The following is an 18,721-nucleotide window of genomic DNA, read 5'->3' on the forward strand; positions in this document are numbered from 1 at the left end:
AGGCCTGCAGTCAGCCCGGACCGTTTCATGACGCTCTTCCACCTCTTCCTTGTTGCAGCCATTCAGGGTCTGACCGAATTCCTGCCGGTCAGTTCTTCGGGGCATCTGGTCTTGCTGCCAGCGATCACCGGCAGACCGGATCAGGGTCTGGCCATTGATGTAGCCGTGCATGTGGGCACACTCTTCGCCGTGGTGCTCTACTTCTGGGCGGATGTGAAGATTGCCTTGCAAGGCAGTCTGCGCTTACTTCGCGGGCGTGTCGATACGCAAGGTGCGTTCCTCGCGCTTTGCCTTGTAGCGGCAACCATTCCGGTGGTGATTGCGGGAACAGTGGTCAAACTGGCCGGACTCGATGACATGCTGCGATCCGTCACCGTCATCGGCTGGGCCATGTTGGGGTTCGGAATCGTGCTCTATTGGGCGGACAAGACCGGCGCATATGATCGTACGGCCACTGATTGGCGGCTCAGGGACGCGGTAACCATGGGGCTCGCACAGATGTTGGCCCTTATTCCCGGTACATCACGCTCGGGCATCACGATCACTGCCGCACGCAGGCTTGGCTACGACCGGGAAAGCTCTGCCAAGCTGGCCATGTTGATGTCTATTCCGACCATTGCGGCCTCAGGGGTGCTGCTCGGCTTTGATGTCGTCCAGGAAGCTGATTGGGCGGTGGCCCGCGATGGCCTGATTGCTGCCGTCTTTGCCTTTGCATCGGCTTTGCTGGCACTGAGCATCATGATGCGACTGCTGCACAGCGTCAGCTTCACACCCTACGTGATCTATCGCGTTATTCTGGGCATCGCACTGCTGATCTACGCCTACACTTAAGTGCGCAGGTTCTTCGCGGAATCCTTGATCGCATCATACTGGCCTGACGGGCGGAAGCGCCACAGGTAGTCTGGCAACACAGACGCCAGAGACACCGGCGTTATACCCAGCGCGGCGAACCCCCTTGCGTTGTCACTGACCACATTATCATTTGCAAGGTTACGCACCTGATCCCGTGTGATCATCGAATTGGTAACAAGCCCAAGCGTCACCGCCTGCAGCATGTCAAAACCAAACGCCATGATGCGGGCAAAAAAGAACGGAATGCTCACAACCAACCGGCGCCGGTGAATCACCTCAAGCATTTGCTGCATCAATTCGCGGAAGCTTGCGACATCCGGGCCACCAAGTTCATAGATACCTGCAGACGCGTGGCCGGTCAGTGCCAATTCGGCCGCCCGCGCGACATCATCAACATATACCGGCTGGAACTTTGTCTCCGCGCCAACAACCGGCAGGATCGGGCCAAGACGGCTCATCGACGCGAAACGATTGAAAAACTGATCCTCGGCGCCAAAAACAATGGACGGGCGCAAGATCACCGCTTCGGGCATATGCTCAAGAACGCCGGCCTCTCCTTCGGCTTTCGTGCGGGCATAGTCGCTTTCAGAAGCGGCATCCGCGCCAATAGCAGAGATGTGCACCAGCCGGTCGACACCCTCCTCTGCCGCGATACGCGCCACCCGTTCGGCACCTTCGGCCTGCACAGTATCAAACTGATTCTTGCCACTCTCAGCCAGAATACCAACACAGTTGACGACGGCGTCCGCACCGGACATGACCGCGCGTACCGAGTTGTCATCGCGGATATTGCACAGCACTGGTTCAACCTGCCCAACAACGCCGTAGGGCTTGACGAAAATCGCCTCGTTAGGGCGCCGCACCGCGACACGCACGCGCCACCCCGCCTTGGCCATCCGTCGCGCGATGTAACGCCCGACAAAGCCGGATCCTCCGTAGATCGTGACCAGTTTCGACATGATGAGCCTCTTTCAACGCCGTCTATCACGATGTACCCCCGCATACCCTTCGAAACAAGGCGCAAATCAGCAAACAACACCCGAATGACGAGTGGCAGATAAAGCGTGAGGGACCGCCGAATGACCCAGGCAAGGTTGAACCTGCATGGTTCGCAAAATCACCAGTTTCCGTTTGACACCCCAGCGACATCGGCTTAAAGGCAAGCCTCACGACACCTGCCCAGGTGGCGGAATGGTAGACGCGCTAGCTTCAGGTGCTAGTGTCCGTATGGACGTGGAGGTTCGAGTCCTCTCCTGGGCACCAATTACTTTGGTTTATCTCACGAAATCAACGAGATATCGTGCGTAAATCTCCTTCGTTCCCCGAATATTCCCCATTCTTCGACCATACTGCGCGGCTGAGCTCTGTCGATGTTCGACAATGGCAAAGACCTGTTACCGTACATTTAGAGAATTCATTTGTTCGTCTAACGCATTCTTTTTCAGTTGTGCAATCGACTCCATAGTCCCTTGTCTACTTTAAAGCGCGTCAGTCTTTGCAGCCAACTTGATCACGGAAGCCAACAAGGATGACTGTTTCTTAGGGACTCTCGAGGGTCACTTGCCCACTGAATTGCGCGATAAGGTAGTCTCCACCCAAGCATGCATATACGAAATCTGTAAAAAACGAGCGGTCGATGTCCGGTTGAATATCTCAAGATCCAATATGCAAAGGCTTTCCACTACGTTGGCAGAAAACTAACGTTACCGTTCGCAGCCGACTGGTGTAATGCCCTGAGGGTAACGATAACCGAGAATTATCAGTAGTGAGTGACCGTTTCAAAAGTAGTTCTGGAAAGCCTTACTCTGAGGACAAATGGCTCGAGAACCATCATGCTATCAAGTCACGCTTGAGAGCAGAACTGGTACAAAAGATCGACTTGCGCGCAGGTGACAGTGTGTTGGATCTGGGTTGCGGAACAGGAAGCTGGACGTTCTTGATAGCAGACAGGGTCGGCCACAGAGGCTCAGTCGACGCTATTGATTTGGATGAGGCTGCATTGGAGGCGGCTGAACTCAAACGACACTCACACCATCATCGGGATAGGGTTAACTTCGATCAGTTAAGCGTGTTTGACCTACGTGAGGAACACAAATACGACGCGATAACGGCGTTCAATTCACTGTGCTACATAGATCGCCCGGAAGTTGCCTTAAGCGTCGTTAGACACGCGCTCAAGCCAGGTGGAAGGTTCATAGTTAAAGACAGTGATCTAGGTTCAGACTTCTTTTGGCCAGTTGACCGCGGCCTGTATTTTAGCTTGATGACAGCTATCCAAGAGCGTGGATCAATCGCAAATGATGACTACTACGACCCATTTTTTGCGAGGCAACTACCAAAGTTGCTCACTGAGTGCGGCTTCGTGCATCTCGATACCCTGGCCCAGTCGTTTTCTTTTGTTCATCCGGTCGATCAACATCAAAGAACCTACATTGCTGAAAACGGCCGGATGATCTCTGACCGGACAGCAGCAATTGGTGAGCGCCAGTTAGCTGCTCAATGGTCCACATTGTTCGATGATATGTCTGAGAACTGTATTTTCGACTCGCCGGAATTCCTCTACACGATGACCGAGTTCGTGTTTCAAGCCCGGACGCCCTCCAGCTGATAGTGCCGCAAGAGCTTGTTTATGAATGGCGAAATCTCAAGTGTCGCGTTCTGTCGTAACGTATGGAACGTCTGATTCACCGTTTTGCCAAACAACGATCCAACTGATTTAGCGGCAGCACCAAGGAATGGTATTGAGAAGATAAGCCCTGAAAGCATCGCGAGACTTTCAATGAATGCGTTGACATCAGCTTGGTCAGAGCTCGAGTCGACAGCAGCACTTATGTTTGTTGCCCATGTGCTGTCTTGACCAAACTGATCAGCGGAAAGCTCGGCGTGAGTGAGATGTCCCACGTTGCTGGAAACAACTTCAATCGCTTCATGATATGCGTCAACGAAGCGTGCCCAATCACCGTTTTTGACAACCATCAAGTCTGAGTATGGCCGCTTTAGAATCTCGTTGAAATCTTTCGCTCTTAAGTATCCTCCAAGGAAAGAAGCGAAGATCTGTGGAGAGTACAGGAAAGAGCGGATAACAGATTGTGAAACAACCACTTTTTGATCAACAAACACTGGGTTGGTAAGCGGAGCATAAGTTATAACCCCCGGGATTTCCGAAGTTAGATGGTCATGCCACGATTGTATGAAGCTCACACCTACGGCATCCGCACCCTGCGAAGATAGCTCCAACTTGTTCAGCTCAGGATTAAAGGAAACTGCGACGAGTTGACCCGTTTTTTCCATGGACTTCTCTAACGCTGAATTGACGGCTGCTAACTCTTCCGGACGGCGAATGATCGTAGTCTGCTCAAGCCGGTTTCGAAACAGGACGTCAATGTCTGCGTCAGGCTGATCTGAAGTCCTTGAAACAGTACTTTGAGAGTTGAACACCGAAGCAACGGCGTCGAAGCGATCTGCATTGGGAGCACTATCCGCTGCAGACCTTGAAAACCCCTCTGCTGCCTGAAACATGTCGCGAGGAGTATTGCCGCCCCAACCCACAATCTTCAAAGCATTCGCATCCAACATCTCGCGGAACTTCGGATGAACCAGAACGCCGTCGGCCACCTTTCTCACAAACGGATCGGTAGCGTTGAAAATCGTCGCTGTCTGGATGAGGACAACGTCGAAATACAGGCTTACCAAGACCAAGTTGCCGATGTGGTAGTCAATTTCCTGCTGGACAGAAGACTGCCGTAAGGCCCCGCGTCTGGCAAATAGATAGAAATACTCCGCAAGCTCTTCATATAGAACTGCTCGCTTTCCCTTTGCTAGGTCGTCCAGGCTACCACTGGAAAACCGTGAAATGTCACTAAGCGACATGAAGATAATTCTCGGTTATCGTTACAGCAGCCGAAATAGGTAGCTGCTTGGGTTAAAATCTCCCGTCAGCCTACAGTTGCAAGAAAAGTAAGTCACCATGCTTTTGAGGCCAGCATGCCCCATACCTGGCTGTTGCCAAAGCAATTTTGGTAGATTCCTGTGCGCTCTGGATGGGGTTGGAAGCTGACGGCACACGACAGCGGCCCCAAATCAATGGCGAGGGCACATGACCAAAATCAAGATCAAAGAATTCGAAGAGTATTGCCAAGAACAGCTCGGGCTGAGCAAACATAGCCTAAGAGCCTACCGGCAGGACTTATCCGCATTCGCAAAATTCAGAGCCAAAGTCGGTCTAGTAGAACAACCATCCGGATGCGACATCATTGCGTTTCAAAAGGATCTTCGAGAGGAGCAAGGTGCCAGCCCATCTACTATCCGAAGGCGTTTGGTTACACTCCGTTCATACTATAAGTGGTGCGAAGGTGTCTGTTCTGAAGAGCGTTCCCCGTTTGAAGGACTCCGACTAGATCTCAAAATCCCCAAGCGTCTCCCGCGTCCTGTGGATCGCCCTACCCTAAGCGCATTGTTCCAGTCGGCCGAGCACATAATTGACCTCGATCCAGTGGCGGGGCCCCAAGTTCCGAGAGAGGTCTCTACCACAAAAGTGACCGGTCTCATGGCGCGGCTTCTCGTGGTGACTGGTCTTAGAATTAGCGAACTGACAGAACTGCGGGTTCAAGATGTGACTGGTGCCGCCACTCGGATACGAGTTCGCGGCAAAGGTGATAGAGAACGAACTGTCTACGTTGCCAACGATCGGTTGCAAAAAGATTTCCGGCATTATTGGCAATGCAAGTTTGATACACAGGGATCGCGGGCCTGGCTATTTGCAAACACAAACGGTGAGCGTCTAACGGCACAGGCCTATCGAAAACGATTGAGGACGCTGTCACGTTCCCTTCGTATCGAGCCACATCTGACCCCACACCGATTCAGGCATTCGGCGGCAACCCTATTGATCGAAGAAGGGGTCGACATTCGTTTGGTCCAGAGGCTGCTAGGACATGCAAGCATCGCTACCACAGAAATCTATACCAAAGTGTCGGACAACTCGTTGAGCTCTGCCGTTACCGCAGCCGACACGTTGGCAACGGTTGACCGCGCAACTGTACTCTAGATCGCACCACCTTGAGCACGGCGCCCGCGCAACCATCCGGACTGCGGTCGTTCGTGCTCAGTGCGGCAAATGGCGGGAAAGAGCCCCAACCCTGTCATCTCGTTTTTGTGCTGCGTGCGCTTGCAGCGCGAAACTCGCTGCAAGCGCATTGGTCGGGATGCTGTCGCGCAATAGGAAAACCGGTCGTTGATGACCAGCGCAGCGACGATCTTTGGGGGCAACTTACAGGTTGCGGACAAAAGGTGAATTCGCTGTGGCTGCGCCAATTACAGCTCTCGCGAAGTCAGGTCACTAGAACTGTTTCTATGAGTGCCAAAAAAGGGCGATTTGTGAGTGGCCAGGTAGGTGCACGAATGACTTATTGGAACCAAAAAACACCGGGGCGAGAGTACTGCGAGGCGCTTTTGTTCGCGTTACGTTCCAACCCATTGGCGGTTCGAAATCATTGTTCGTGCTTGTCGAATTTGGTCCAAGGCACTCCGTAAGGAAAAGGCATGACACTAGAAGAAACTACATTATCAGGTATTAACCCTTCTCGGGCCGATATTGAGCGTATCAGCATGAGAGGACAGCCATTTACTCTGATAAACTGCAATCTTGAAGAACTGGATTTATCAAAACTTGACTTGTCCGGTTGGCAGTTTGAGCGATGTAATCTGATGCGCTCATCCTTCGACGGGACGATTCTCGAAGGGGTTGTTCTTAAGGGCTGCCGTGCTGCGCATGCAAGCTTTCAGGGGGCCAGGTTTTTGGACGGCACAATCGATGGTGGGGACTTCAGCAACACAAATATGCGGGGAGCCACGTTAACCACTGCCAGTCTCAAACGGTGCAAGATGACAGGAGCCGATTTCAGCGAAGTGCAGTCCATGGGCATTGAATTTGAAGACGTGCTGTTAGTGCTGGCCATTATCCCTGGGTTTTCGTTCCGAAACAAGACATTGAATCAAGTCGACTTTAGCGACGCAGAGATGAGAGCCTGCGATTTTAGAAACACTGTTTTGAAGACTGCTCCTTTAGCAATTCGCATCTAGCCGACTGCTGGTTTGAGAATGCGGACTTGCGCGGTGCTGACTTAGGTGGCGTAAAACTGCACGATGCGCGGCGTTTCAAAGGTGCGATTATCTCAAAACGGCAGGCGGCAGATCTGCTTGGCCAACTTGGCTTAGTGGTTCTCTAGATGGCTACCATAACGCTGCTTGACACAGCAAAAGGACGTCAAGTCGCCTCAAGCGCAACCTTGGCTTTAAACTAAGGAGAATGGTTTTTTCGTTTCTTCATTGCAGATCACTTCTTTCGTCAAACGATCCACCTTAACAACTGGTCCGATTTTCCGCGACCACCTCTGAGGCTAGGTCCGTGCCGCGGAACGCTACTGCTATCGAGAGCTCCAACTAGAGTTTTGCCAACTCGTCATCCAATGCTTTCTGAAGCAACGGCGCAGTGTCATGCACCCATTGCGGCTCGTTGTTTCTGACAATCAGCCAGAATTTCGCACCTTCCTTCCAGAACGTGGCATCAATCAAACCCGGCTCCTTCTTGTGCCTCTTGAAGTGCCAATGAACGGAGTTGGGGAATTTCACGCGCGAATAACCTCCGATGTGAGAGATGTACAATCCCGTCGCCCTCGCGGCGCGCTCTACAACGCCCATCATCTCTTCTTTGGTCTTCTCATCACCAGTGCTGATCTCAAGATCATATGATTTCTTTTCTTTCACCGCGTTCTAACCTTTCGGGAGTTTCCGCCGCACAATCGATGGGAACGGTTTTAGCTTTTTGACAACGGCCCTTAGCTGGCACATGACACATAGCGATGGCGAGACGAACCAACGAAATGGACAAGCCTTAGACCCGCTTCGCGATTTTGGCGGCTTCGAATTCCGCCACGCCTTCGTCCCGCCCACTTGTGAAACAGGCCACTGTGACGGGGTCAGGCCTGTCCGGGAAATGGTAGACCGCGTTGACGCTGAACGGGCCCCCTCCTGAATGTCCGATCGCTCGCCCGACTTCGCCGACCGCGCCAGACATCAGGCCAAGCGCATAGCCACACTCTGTCCATGGTCGCCCAGGAATTGTTCCGCCGATGACATGCCGCGCAAGCATATCGTCCAAGGCTTGGCCACGAAGCAGCTCACCTTGGAAGAGCGCGTGTAGAAGATACGCTGCATCCGAAACAGAGCCGATCAGGCAGCCATGAAAGACCCAACGTGGATCATAACCTTCAGCGGCTTCCCAGATCAGTGAAGCCGTCTGTTCGGGTGTTTCCCAATAGTTCACGCTCTGCAAACCCAAGGGTTTACAAATGACGTCCGAAATCACTCTGCCAATTGGCATCCCGGTGGTCTCTTCAATCAGTTCGCGAACGTACCGATAGCCAATGTTGGAATAGGACCACCCCTGATCAGGATCGAAAAGCATGCCTTGGGCCATTGCCGCTTCCAACAATTTCTGGCGGGACCAAGGATCCTCCCTTCCGGCAACCGCCGCACGATATGATTTCAGCGGCTCATAGTCCGGCAAGCCTGATGTGTGCTGAAGCAGCTGTCGAAGGGTAAATGGTTGACCAGGCACAAGTGCGTCCAGCCTCAAGTAGCAAGCATCTACAAGCTTCAGCGCGCAAATTGAGATGGCCGTCTTTGTGAAACTCCAGTAAGGAAACAACGCTCCGGTAGGGCTATTCCCGCCTTCGCGACCGTGGGTGGTAATCCAGTGGTGGTATATTGGCTGTGAGTTCATCGAGTTTGGCCCAGACTTCATTTTGAGTTGGTCAACACGACTTTGCCGACCAATCCACCTGTTTCGAGCATCGCGTGTGATTGGGGTGCCTCGGGCACGGGTATCTCTGCTGCAATGGCAGGGCGCAGACGGCCTGCAGCTGCCTTTTCAAGCAAGTCCGTCAGCGTGTCCCTGTACCAGTCGAGGTTTTTTGCCGGAAAGCTCAACATGCTCGGCGACATGGGCACACTGACGCCATTTGGCCAAAGCGCCACCGTGCCAGCGGTCAACAGGCTGAGCGGAATGATCGCTGCACCGGATTCATAGATGGATGCCATTCCAAGCATGACCAACCGTCCACCGCGTCTGAGGCATCGGCTTGATCGCCAGAGTTGACAGGGCCCGCCAACGACATCAATCACGACGTCCACCCCGTCGCCGGTCAGTTCTCGGATACGGCGGACAAAATTCTCGGTTCTGTAGTTGATGGGGACAGCGCCATTGTCGGCAATGAAGTCCGTGGATTTCTCGCTCCCAGTGCCGAACATTTCGAACCCGGCCAAATTGCCCAGTTGCAGAAGCGCCGAACCCAGACCGCCGGCCGCACCATGGATCAAAAGCCGCTCACCCGGACGCACCTTGGCCGTTTTCTCCAGCACGAGCGATGCAGTGAGGTAGTTGGTTATGATCGCGGCCGCCATGACAAGCGCAACGCCATCCGGCACTGAAACCAGAGTCTCGGCAGGGCGGACGATCATCTCCGCGTAGCCGCCACCCTGTCCGAACGTCCAGCCAGCAACCCTTTGGCCTATGGTGAAGTTGGACACATCCGGTCCAATGGCATCTACAATGCCGACAAAGTCTTCGCCGGGCGTATATGGCGTTTTGATAAACCCCAAAAACCAATGGCCACGGATCATCAGATCGTAGCCGGAGACGCCAGCCGCCTCTATGCGAACGCGGACTTCGCCAGCACCGGGCGTGCGGACCTGAACGGGTTCCCAAGACAATACTTCGGGACCGCCACGCTTGTGCACGACGATGTGGTTGGATGCATTCTTGTTCATGACAAAGCGCCCCCTTTTGTAATGGTGGTGGGTAAGAGATTTGCGTTTTCGGGATCGCCAGCACCGCTTTGGCGCAAACCTTCAAGAAAACCTGCAATACGCTTGGCATTCGTTCCCGCGTCCACAAGCCCTTCACGGGACTTCGAGCGCATGTCGACTTGAGTCATGCCCTCTTGTTCAGTGACCTGAATGACGATGTCATCGGCAAAGCCCAGGAACGGCGTCACTGCCTCCGCCTCCATGGTCCTTTTTGCAGCGTCTGTATAGTGCACACGCCATCCGCGTTGGCGGTTTGCAACATCGACAATTTTGTCAAATATGCGGTCGGCGGGCTCATTCAACTTCAACGACCGAATAGATGGAAAGGCTTTCCGGGCTTTCGATTTGAAGCTCTGCGGATAGGTCATGTCGCGCCCCTTATTTCCGGCTGAGCGAAGAGCAGCAGTGAACAGGGGCGGATTGCACGTGTCAGTTGTCACGTCGTTGATAGGCGGATAGCTCAAGTCTCTGACGACCATGATGAAAACGACGGCGAAGGGAGCAACCGATGAACCGATAAGATACCATGACGGCATCTGGTCGACGGCGATAAGCGCGGTCATGATGACGGGCCCACTTAGAGCACCTATCATACAGATGCCCCAAGGGCGCATTGCAGGACGCAAACGTGCTTGTCCCAAAGCAAGGCCAAATCCGATGATCAGGTAAGGCAAGAAAACAGCAAGATGCATAGGGAAACTCCCTTCGTATTTGTTTGATTAATGCGTGCGGATAAGCGATCTGGCTTGAGCGGCTAAGGCGACAAACTCTCCGCTAGGAGATCGAAGACCAATCGGATCCGCTTGCTGGATTGCAACTCGCGATGTGCGACCAGCCATGTCGAGATCGTAAAGGGGTCAATTTCGGTCAGGACAGGTTGAAAATCGGGAAACTTGCAAGCGATCCGATCCGTCATGATCGCAATGCCATGCCCGTGGCGCGCAATCTCCCACTCAACAATCTGAGACTGGGACGCGTATCTAAAGTTCTGTTTTGTCAGCGTCAGGCCAATTGCCGTCAGGTGCCCGAGCATGCCTTCGACATCTCCGAAGCTAACGAACTGGTGATGTGAAAAATCGTCTTCTAGCCTGGGTTGACCAAAGTTTTCAGCGTACTTGGCGACCGCATAAAACCTTGCGATGTCTTCGCAGGCGAGCTTAGCGAAGAGGTCAGGCTGCTCCGGTCGAGCATGTCGCAAGGCAATGTCGGCTTCTCGAAGAAGCAAATCGCTTAGCTTGTTTTCTGCAATGATCTCAAGCTCGAGCTTGGGCGCAAGCTCTTTCAGTTGATCGAGAATGGGCGGAAGAACATAAGCTGCGGTCATGTCCGCTGCCGAAACGCGCACTAACCCTTCGATGGCCTCTGCCTGACCAGAAGCTGCAAGCGACACCATGTTCGCACCGCCTGCCATTGTCCGCACATGATCAAGAAGTTTCAGCCCCACTGGTGTTAGCGACACCGAGCGTCCCGCTCGCTCGAACAGTACAACTTTGAGTTCCTGTTCGAGAGCTGCAATTTGTCGTGTGATTGTGGGCTGCGTTACGCCCAGAACTTCGGCGGCAGCAGACAGAGAGTGTTCCTCGGCTACCGCCAGAAAGGCACGGGCTTGGTTCCAGTCAAACGATATTGAGTTCCAGTTCATGAAGTTGTTTATACAACGGCCGCCGAGATACAAAAACCAACGTCTTTTCGCAGTTTAGCATTGAAAAATGTATACTTGGTCCGCGAAACGCGACTGTTCCTTGATGTGTGCCAAGGTGACCAGATCAGACCGTTGCCTGCGGCTTGCAGGACGGCTGCGGAAGGCGCGCAATCCACGCGGACTGACGCCAACGATGCTGCACAGTCGGTTAGCTGGAAAGCTGCTTGCGCGTCAATCCAATGGTTAACACAATCCGCACGGCATCTTGGCCGAAAAGCGAGGTTGAATGGCCGCATTGGCGACGTATGCTGCATCTGAGCGACAGACATGCGGCAAGCGCGAAGCGATGCTGCGTCAGCGAAGTGGAAAAACTCAACGTCGGTTTTGTCCCGCTCACCAGACACGGTTGTCTTTTGGAATTTAGGTCTGCTTTGCTCGCGTGAGGTAACAAACCGATCCGAAACCCCCAATATTTGCCGCATGATCAACGACAGGTTCCTAGTAACGATAACTAGGAATTATGCGGACATCTGGCGGCTTTTGGAGTGTGCTATTTAGCTTTTGGGCGGCATTGCTGTTTTGCATTGCTTACGCTGCTGTTGGCTACTTTTTGCTAGGCGCCAGGTATGATCAAGGCACGGCGAGTTCGACCATGCAGGTGTTCGTCTACCAGTATGGAGGACTTGTTGCAGGAACAGCCTGCGTAGCGCTTTTCTTGATGTCGATCTTGGTATTGAGAACTGTGCCGGAGCTCATTGAGCAGGCCTTACCTGACGAGGTTTCTGAACAAGTCGACTACCGATTTTGGAAGGGTCGGCTTCTAAGCGGCCGGCTTGGGCTGGCTCAGTTTGGTACATACTTTGTCGGCGGATTCGGGATCTACTCTCTGCTTGCATTTCAAGGTGAACCTGTTGTTCATTTGTTTTTTGCTGTCTTCACGGCTCTTCAGTACTCATGTGGTGGCTTCATCGGTCGAAAACTGTGGTGTGTTGGTCACCTTCTTCGATCCATCGAACACGTGGATCCGAAGAGCGATCTTCTCGATACCGAGGCCTTTCCACGTTTGATCTACCTGGTGAATATCTTCACATTCCTGACGCTCGTTATGACCGTCATACACACCTACTTTCACGCTAGGATGGGTTACGTGTTGAGCAGCGAATTCGCTGTCTTGCTGGCGCCACTCGTTTATTTGCCAATGGTGCTCGCACTGCCTGTGGTAGTATTGTTCAATTTCTATCCCAGGATGGTCGTGAACCGGCTGTACTTGAAATCGATCCGACAGCGTAAGCAATGGTTGGCCGACCAGATGGCGGAGTCTGATGAGTCAGAGTTCGCTAAGCACAAGCACTCGATAGACTACGAGAAGTATTTGAATGAGGAATTTCGTTATCGTCAAAGGGTTGCCCTGAGTGAACTGCCAGTAGCCCTTACGATCACTGTAGCCTTGGTTGTCACGATCGCACGCGTTCTAGCTAGTTGAGGACCAGGACGGCCGGGCAAATCACAAGCGGAGCTGAGAACAGGATCAAACGACGTTCTGACCAGCGGTATTTTGATTTGAAGACCGAGTAGAGAGCGAGCAGTCCCCATCCGACGGCGGCTATCACGAACTGACGCTCGCCGTTTGAAAGGAAGGTCAAAAGCGACAACGAAACGGCATAGCAAGCGAAGACTAATCGCGAGCTCGTACCTTCCCCAAGTCGAACAGCGATGGTTGCGTCGTCACCATTGATGTCCGGTACATCGCAGGCAAGTTCACGCGCGAAGACCGCCAGTACCAGTGGTGCGAAAAGCCATGGAGAGCTGAACAGCTCGTCGCTAGAGAAATCGATGATAGCGAGAGGTACAGTGGAACTGAAAGCAATATAAACGTTCTTCAGACTTGGAAAATTCCGTTTGATGAAGCTGTAGTTCGACAGCGCGATAAACAGCAGAGACCAAAGAAATTTTGCGAGTGGCAGCGGTTGGATCGCGATCAACATAATCGATCCTACGAACAAGAAGATGTATGTTGTGGTCACCAGGTGTGAAAGCGCCGGATACTCAGATAGCGCTCGTTCGGGGTGGTTTATTCGATCCTGTTCTTGATCAAAGATATCATTGATGCAAAATCCTGCGGCTGCGATCAACAACATCGGAGCTGCTTGGAAGGTAGCAGGAAACAGCGGCGTTTGAACGTACAAGAATCCTAGCAGAACCGCTGCAAAAAGCAGGAATGCTCGGGTCGGGCGGGCAGTTGAAAATGCTCTGCGTATGTTCGCGCCCGAACTCATAATTCCTAGTTATCGTTACCTAACTGCAAGCTAATACAGGCCAACAAACCTTGCAAATGAAGTCTTATCCGCTTGAATACATTGGAACAAGTACTGGTGGTACGCACGGAGTCTTGTTTTTCGTCGCGGGTTTAGTCAGGCTCGAAATCCCCGAGGTGCCTTTTCGCGCGGTTAATCACGCCAACCTCTCGTAGGGTATTGGCCGGATAAGCTTCATCCATTAATAGCTTCTCCGTCGTAAAATCGGGCTCTACGCTTTTGAGTAGGGAAGCTTGTGCTTTTGCCTTTTCAAGCTTTCCACTTGCAGCATAAAGCGCCACCAGTTGTCGACTAGGTGCACGGTAGCTAGGAACAGCTTCTACCGCAGCACGGGAAACAAGCACTGCTTCTTCCGAACGACGTGTTCGCAAGCAGAGAAGCGCATGATGCAAGTTGCACATGGCTCCATACTTTGTGGGTTCGGCGACGTCACGGTTCTGACGCGAAAGCAGATATGCCTCTTCATAGGCACCAATATGGAATAGAGCCAAGGACTTGGCCTGAACTGCAAAGATGTTGTTCGGCTGCGACTTCAGCGCCAAGACAGCGTGACTGGACGCCCTTTCAAAATCAGCTAGGAGAATGGCTGAGACGTTTGCTACAAGACTGTTTACGACCGGGTCGCCCGGCGACGCCTTGGACGCCCGGTCGAGCAGCGCACGGATTGAAGAGATGGTCTCAGTTGTTTCTTCAAACCTCCCTTCCATGATAAGCGACATTTGCGCCCACGCTCTCAGTGCATGGAACAGACCATCATCAATCAATTCTGTTGCTTCGTCCAATATGTGGAGGCTTTTTGGCATAACTTTATGATCAAAGGTCAATACGGCCCGAACTGCATCCTGCGACCACGCTGCGCGCATAGCTGCCGCGTCTGAACTTCGACGCAACTGAGCCAATTGCTCCAATGCAGTATCTGCCACTTGCCAACAGAAGCGGCCAAACTCCACGCTGTCCTCAAGCAGTTGCACAACATTATCGACGATGCAGTGCTCGGTGTGGATAAGTTCGTCACGTCGCGCATCTACCACTTGCACGGCTAACATCAACTTTTTGCCAGCTTCTTCTATCGACGTTCGCACGATCAAATCTGCATCTGCGTGGAGCACACTGCGAGTAGACTGTGCGATGAAACCGGAAATGATCCCGCCAACACGATCATTAACAATCCGTGCTGTTAAAGGTTCGGCCTCTTTTGCGGTCCAGGGCAGACCGCACTGGATGCGAACCATGCCGCTAACAAGTGGATCCACCACGCCCGGCCTGCCATGTTTCAACCGTCTTCGCGCTAGCCAATCCCGGAACTGCGGATCCGGCGCATCAAACCCCTCGAGAAAGGCCCTCCCTGTTTCCGGGGGGATAACCTGCACCTTAGTCACATCTAGCCAGACCGACGCTCGGTCCGAGCGTAGAACCTCGGAGTAGGCTCCAAGCCCACGCCGCAGGTCAAACAGCGTCTGGCGCAGACTGCCCTTTGCCTGTTCAATGCCGCGATCGCTCCAAAGTGTCTGCTCGATCCAGCGCCGCGACCGCTTCATGTTTGGGCCCGAAGCGCAAAGTGCAATTACCGCACCAGGCTTTTTGCCGCGCGGCGTAATGTCTTCCGCTCTCGAATTAATAATCGAGAACTGCCCAAAAAGGGTGACTACTAGACTGTCGTCGATTTCACTCAAAACCGAACCCACTTCACCAGCAAGAATTACATTCAGCGTCAGTATTCCGTTATTGAACGCAGGAAAATCTATGAAATATTGACCGAGTGTAGACGAGCGGGGACATTCAAACAACTCAGGACTACGGTGGGAGAAAACCAATGAGCTCATTGAACGGACGGAATGGCCGCAATGGTCGTAATGGCAGGAACGGTCGCAACGGACGAAATGGCCGCGCCGCTCTAGACGATGTGTTTCATGCAGGCGGCGTCACTGACATCGTCACGAGTACGGCTCTTGAAACCACGATGCAAGGTATAACGTCCCCATGGGATCCGGCGTTCAAGTTCAAGAAGTTGCGCACTGGCAATCCGCCACCTCCCGATCCCAGCTTCGAAGCCTTCGAGCGGATGGAACCGTTTTTCCGCGAAAACATTGTCAATAATGCTCTGAACCGGCTTTTCGCACCACTGGACCTACCGCCAAAAGGTACAACAAATCAAACGGTTACGCTCAGAGCGAACACGAAAAGTCCTTTGGTCGAGGCAACGATGCCTGCAGGCGCATCTCTCAAAAAGCTCCTCGCGAGTCAGATGGGGTTGGTCAAAGCATGGGCGCCGACGCGGGATGAGCGTCTCGAGGAGATCATGCTCCAGCAAACGGACACGCTCACCTTCTTTGGCGCGCTGACGTTCCTCGACGACTTTCGCACGCCCTGGACGCTTGCGCTTCTAGACGCTGTTCTGAGTTGGGCGACCTATATCGAGATGCCAATTAAGCATCACATCGATGCGCCGCGCCCGATCCAATTCAGTCCACATGTGCAGCCTGCAATCCCGACACCGACGCACGGCACATTACCCAGCGGCCATGCGCTGGAAGCCTTTGCTGTCGCAACGATTCTGCATGCGCTTACAACGAATACGCCCTCTCGATCGGAATACAACGCAATTGCGGCATTTGAAGAAGACGGAAATCCTGATCGGGACGGCGGCCTCGACAACTATCTCCTGATGCGGCTGGCCAATCGAATTGCTGAAAACCGGACGATCGCCGGCCTGCACTTTCCGGTGGATAATTTCGTCGGAGCGGCCATGGGCATTGCTGTTGGCGAATTCATCGTCAATGCGCTGACCGAGAAGAATCAATCCGGATTGTACACGATTTCAGCGTTGGAATTCGCAGCAGTGGATTTCTCAATAACCGCGGCGCGTTTCGCAACCAGGCCACAGGGCGGCGCATATATTGTTCGGACACCGTCGGTAAAGCCGCCGGCACCCGATCCAATTCTACTCGAAATCTGGCGGCGCGCACGGTTGGAGGCGGCTGCCAATAGCATGGCGGAATAGTCCCTAAATCATTTGATCAGCTCTCGGGTTCTCAGCGCGGCTGCCGCGCTGGTCCCCGACAGTCTCGCCCGCGTTCCGCTATATGCACCGCCTGTTGCTACGCCCTGCGTGAAGGCGCGATCTACGACCGGCAAAGCCTTGGGGTTGATGGAAAGGGTCCAGTCCGCACCTTCGCCGGAATATGGCGCGGGAACGGTGTTGCTGAACACGTCTCGACCGGCGCCAGCCGTTTCAAAGGACGCCTGGTTAACGTAGGCGCTGCTGGTCCCAGCATTCGTCAGCGGCGGCTCGACAGTTTGACCCGCCACGCCGTCTTCTACCACCGACACCATGCGCCCCTCCAGGCGCGACTGCCGCCAGCCACTGCGGAACCCCGGCGCCGTATCACCGCGCTGAACCTGCAAGACAATGCGAACCGGGTCGGCCCCATCGTTCCTGAGTGATAGCGCCCAATCCCCGGCTTTGGCCGCAGGCTGGTTGTGGGACCGGGGCCGCGTCGGGGCAATGGCCGCAAGTGTGTAACCGGGTTGTTCTGGCCTGTCCGCGACCTTGCGATGCGGGGTGTTGTAGAGTCGTACCGGGACCGTACCTTCGACAGTCTTCACCGGCGGAACGGCCGAAACCTCGGCTTGGCCCTCGGTGCCGGTGACGGCGATGGCTGGCTCTCCGGGCGGCTTCAGGGAAACCGTGACATCGCTCGGCAAATCCACAAGCCGTGTGGGCCCCCGTGACGCAACCGCCCGTACTTCAAGAAAAGCAGGGCCCGGATTGTTGGCAGGGACAAACCACGTCAGCGTTTCGGTGGCGCCCGGCTCGACGGTGAAATCGGCGACCTGACGCGTGTTGCGGCTGTTTCCAAAGGCGAAGACAACCTCGACACTTTGACCTTTGCCGCCATTGGCGGGGTATTTCTTTGCGATCTCTATCTCGCGCGCGATCTGAGCTTCGAGAAACTTGCCGCCATCTTTCTGCCCGGCAAGGACACCATAGCTAACGTTGATGATGACCGGGACATCTTCGTTGAGAACCCTGGCCCAGAAGCAGATCCAGCGTACACCTTGGACAATGTAGCTCTCGCTCGTCGTGCCGCTTGTATCGTAAGCGGCCTCTGGAGGCAGTTGTACTGCGAGGAGGGGCACATCGCTGGTGCCCGTTTTGTCCCCGTCTCCGAACGCCAGATTTGTCACCATCGCGCCATGTGCTGCAATCGGTGGCGGCTGCTTGAACGCTGCCCGCGTATGCAAACCTGTGTTCACGGTGGCATATGCCTGCCGCTCGTTGCGGCCATAGCGTTTGATCAGATCGGTGACGTCATCGAGTGTCAGCACCTGACCGATGTGGATCTGCGGAAATGGAGAGGGGGCCGTATAGATAAACTGCTCGCGGGCCTGCAGCCAGATCGCGGCGATGCGGGTACTGTCGTTGCCGTCGCAGAGGGACCGGTGAAGGTATCCGATGTCATTGTCGATGACCGCGCCTATGGCAGGTGGTGGAAGGACCGGTTTGATCGGCGGAGGACCGGCCACCTTCGGGCGCAGGTTGACACGTGCGGGCGCACCGACGTCGAGCACCATGAAAGTGTTCTTGTATCTGTTGTGCTCACGCAGCGTCCGCGCGACCCTGCGATAGATAAAGAACTCCGGCAGGGTTCCCTCGACCACCGCATGCTGAAAGCCGATGACCAGCTCGATGAGATCATAGCCAAAGTCGGGCAGAAAGTTCAGAAGCGGAATGTCCTCGACCTGGTTTCGATACCCGTCAGCCGGATCGTGATTCGTCAGTATATCTTCGAGCTTGGCCCTAACCTTCTCGACCTTGTCCCCAAACGGTTCGGAAATGCACAGTCGGATAAAGATAGGCTCGTATAAATCGGGGTCTCCATCCCGAGATTCAAACTCAGGATCATACCGCTCCAGGTCGTAAGCCCAGTGCAAATAGCCGTCCCAGAACCAACCGTCCGACATGTTTCCCTCCAACTTCATCCGTCATATTCATTGACGACCATATTGGGCCGACTCGTCAACCGACGAGGTGCGACCTCGA

General features: G+C 53.9%; 16 protein-coding genes, 1 tRNA gene and 2 pseudogenes. 8 read left to right on the forward strand and 11 right to left on the reverse strand.

What is annotated here, in order from left to right; translation table 11 throughout:
* The first annotated feature begins 27 nt into the window (after positions 1-27).
* Complete coding sequence (locus Q1A52_RS03315) at positions 28-831, forward strand: undecaprenyl-diphosphate phosphatase (RefSeq protein ID WP_300010813.1); 804 nt, start codon at positions 28-30, stop codon at positions 829-831.
* Here the strand turns inward: Q1A52_RS03315 and Q1A52_RS03320 are convergent.
* On the reverse strand, positions 828-1,811 hold the full coding sequence (locus Q1A52_RS03320; RefSeq protein ID WP_300010816.1) for a complex I NDUFA9 subunit family protein: 984 nt from the start codon (positions 1,809-1,811) through the stop codon (positions 828-830). The genes Q1A52_RS03315 and Q1A52_RS03320 overlap by 4 nt on opposite strands.
* A gap of 218 nt (positions 1,812-2,029) precedes the next feature.
* Here Q1A52_RS03320 and Q1A52_RS03325 point away from each other — a divergent pair.
* Positions 2,030-2,115, forward strand: a tRNA-Leu gene (locus tag Q1A52_RS03325).
* A 502-nt stretch (positions 2,116-2,617) separates the two neighbouring features.
* Entirely contained in the window at positions 2,618-3,460 is an 843-nt protein-coding gene (locus Q1A52_RS03330) for a methyltransferase (protein ID WP_300010819.1), read from the forward strand.
* Here Q1A52_RS03330 and Q1A52_RS03335 read toward each other — a convergent pair.
* Positions 3,436-4,722, reverse strand: coding sequence for a hypothetical protein (locus Q1A52_RS03335; RefSeq protein WP_300010822.1), 1,287 nt, complete (start codon positions 4,720-4,722; stop codon positions 3,436-3,438). The genes Q1A52_RS03330 and Q1A52_RS03335 overlap by 25 nt on opposite strands.
* Positions 4,723-4,948: 226 nt before the next feature.
* Here Q1A52_RS03335 and Q1A52_RS03340 point away from each other — a divergent pair, with 226 nt between their 5' ends.
* The 3 genes and pseudogenes from Q1A52_RS03340 to Q1A52_RS03350 form a co-directional block, all read left to right on the forward strand.
* Entirely contained in the window at positions 4,949-5,899 is a 951-nt protein-coding gene (locus tag Q1A52_RS03340; protein WP_300010825.1) for a tyrosine-type recombinase/integrase, read from the forward strand.
* A 494-nt stretch (positions 5,900-6,393) separates the two neighbouring features.
* Entirely contained in the window at positions 6,394-6,933 is a 540-nt protein-coding gene (locus Q1A52_RS03345) for a pentapeptide repeat-containing protein (RefSeq protein ID WP_300010828.1), read from the forward strand.
* Positions 6,934-6,944: 11 nt separating this feature from the next.
* A pseudogene (locus tag Q1A52_RS03350) lies at positions 6,945-7,079 on the forward strand (pentapeptide repeat-containing protein); the annotation flags it as partial.
* Between the two features lie 214 nt (positions 7,080-7,293).
* On the opposite strand, the gene Q1A52_RS03355 reads toward Q1A52_RS03350, so the two are convergent.
* The 6 genes and pseudogenes from Q1A52_RS03355 to Q1A52_RS03380 form a co-directional block, all read right to left on the reverse strand.
* Positions 7,294-7,617, reverse strand: coding sequence for a hypothetical protein (locus tag Q1A52_RS03355; protein WP_300010831.1), 324 nt, complete (start codon positions 7,615-7,617; stop codon positions 7,294-7,296).
* 127 nt (positions 7,618-7,744) lie between these two features.
* A complete protein-coding gene (locus tag Q1A52_RS03360) occupies positions 7,745-8,635 on the reverse strand; it encodes a serine hydrolase (protein ID WP_300010834.1) in 891 nt (296 codons plus the stop codon).
* Positions 8,636-8,652: 17 nt separating this feature from the next.
* Positions 8,653-9,681 carry a zinc-binding dehydrogenase gene (locus Q1A52_RS03365; RefSeq protein ID WP_300010837.1) on the reverse strand — a complete coding sequence of 343 codons (1,029 nt, stop codon included), beginning with the start codon at positions 9,679-9,681 and terminating at the stop codon, positions 8,653-8,655.
* Positions 9,678-10,412 (reverse strand): DUF1499 domain-containing protein, encoded by a 735-nt coding sequence (locus Q1A52_RS03370; protein WP_300010840.1) that lies wholly within the window; start codon positions 10,410-10,412, stop codon positions 9,678-9,680. Before Q1A52_RS03370 ends, Q1A52_RS03365 begins: the two co-directional genes overlap by 4 nt.
* 62 nt (positions 10,413-10,474) lie before the next feature.
* The gene (locus tag Q1A52_RS03375; protein ID WP_300010843.1) at positions 10,475-11,362 is read right to left on the reverse strand and encodes a LysR family transcriptional regulator; all 888 of its coding nucleotides are present in this window, start codon (positions 11,360-11,362) and stop codon (positions 10,475-10,477) included.
* Positions 11,363-11,443: 81 nt separating this feature from the next.
* Positions 11,444-11,584: pseudogene (locus tag Q1A52_RS03380) on the reverse strand (IS3 family transposase); the annotation flags it as partial.
* A 298-nt stretch (positions 11,585-11,882) separates the two neighbouring features.
* On the opposite strand from Q1A52_RS03380, the gene Q1A52_RS03385 reads away from it, so the two are divergent.
* Positions 11,883-12,845: a hypothetical protein gene (locus Q1A52_RS03385; RefSeq protein ID WP_300010845.1), complete on the forward strand. Its 963-nt coding sequence runs from the start codon at positions 11,883-11,885 to the stop codon at positions 12,843-12,845.
* Here the strand turns inward: Q1A52_RS03385 and Q1A52_RS03390 are convergent.
* Together Q1A52_RS03390 and Q1A52_RS03395 are read right to left on the reverse strand one after the other, a co-directional pair.
* Positions 12,838-13,638, reverse strand: coding sequence for a UbiA family prenyltransferase (locus Q1A52_RS03390; protein WP_300010851.1), 801 nt, complete (start codon positions 13,636-13,638; stop codon positions 12,838-12,840). The genes Q1A52_RS03385 and Q1A52_RS03390 overlap by 8 nt on opposite strands.
* Positions 13,639-13,769: 131 nt before the next feature.
* Complete coding sequence (locus tag Q1A52_RS03395) at positions 13,770-15,500, reverse strand: hypothetical protein (RefSeq protein WP_300010854.1); 1,731 nt, start codon at positions 15,498-15,500, stop codon at positions 13,770-13,772.
* Between Q1A52_RS03395 and Q1A52_RS03400 the strand changes: the two genes are divergently transcribed.
* Positions 15,491-16,678, forward strand: a complete 1,188-nt coding sequence (locus tag Q1A52_RS03400; protein ID WP_300010857.1) for a phosphatase PAP2 family protein — start codon at positions 15,491-15,493, stop codon at positions 16,676-16,678. The genes Q1A52_RS03395 and Q1A52_RS03400 overlap by 10 nt on opposite strands.
* 8 nt (positions 16,679-16,686) lie before the next feature.
* Here Q1A52_RS03400 and Q1A52_RS03405 read toward each other — a convergent pair whose 3' ends face one another.
* Positions 16,687-18,642: a S8 family serine peptidase gene (locus Q1A52_RS03405; RefSeq protein ID WP_300010860.1), complete on the reverse strand. Its 1,956-nt coding sequence runs from the start codon at positions 18,640-18,642 to the stop codon at positions 16,687-16,689.
* Positions 18,643-18,721: the final 79 nt, after the last annotated feature.

The sequence above is a fragment of the uncultured Roseobacter sp. genome, assembly GCF_947488185.1.
Lineage (GTDB): Bacteria > Pseudomonadota > Alphaproteobacteria > Rhodobacterales > Rhodobacteraceae > Roseobacter.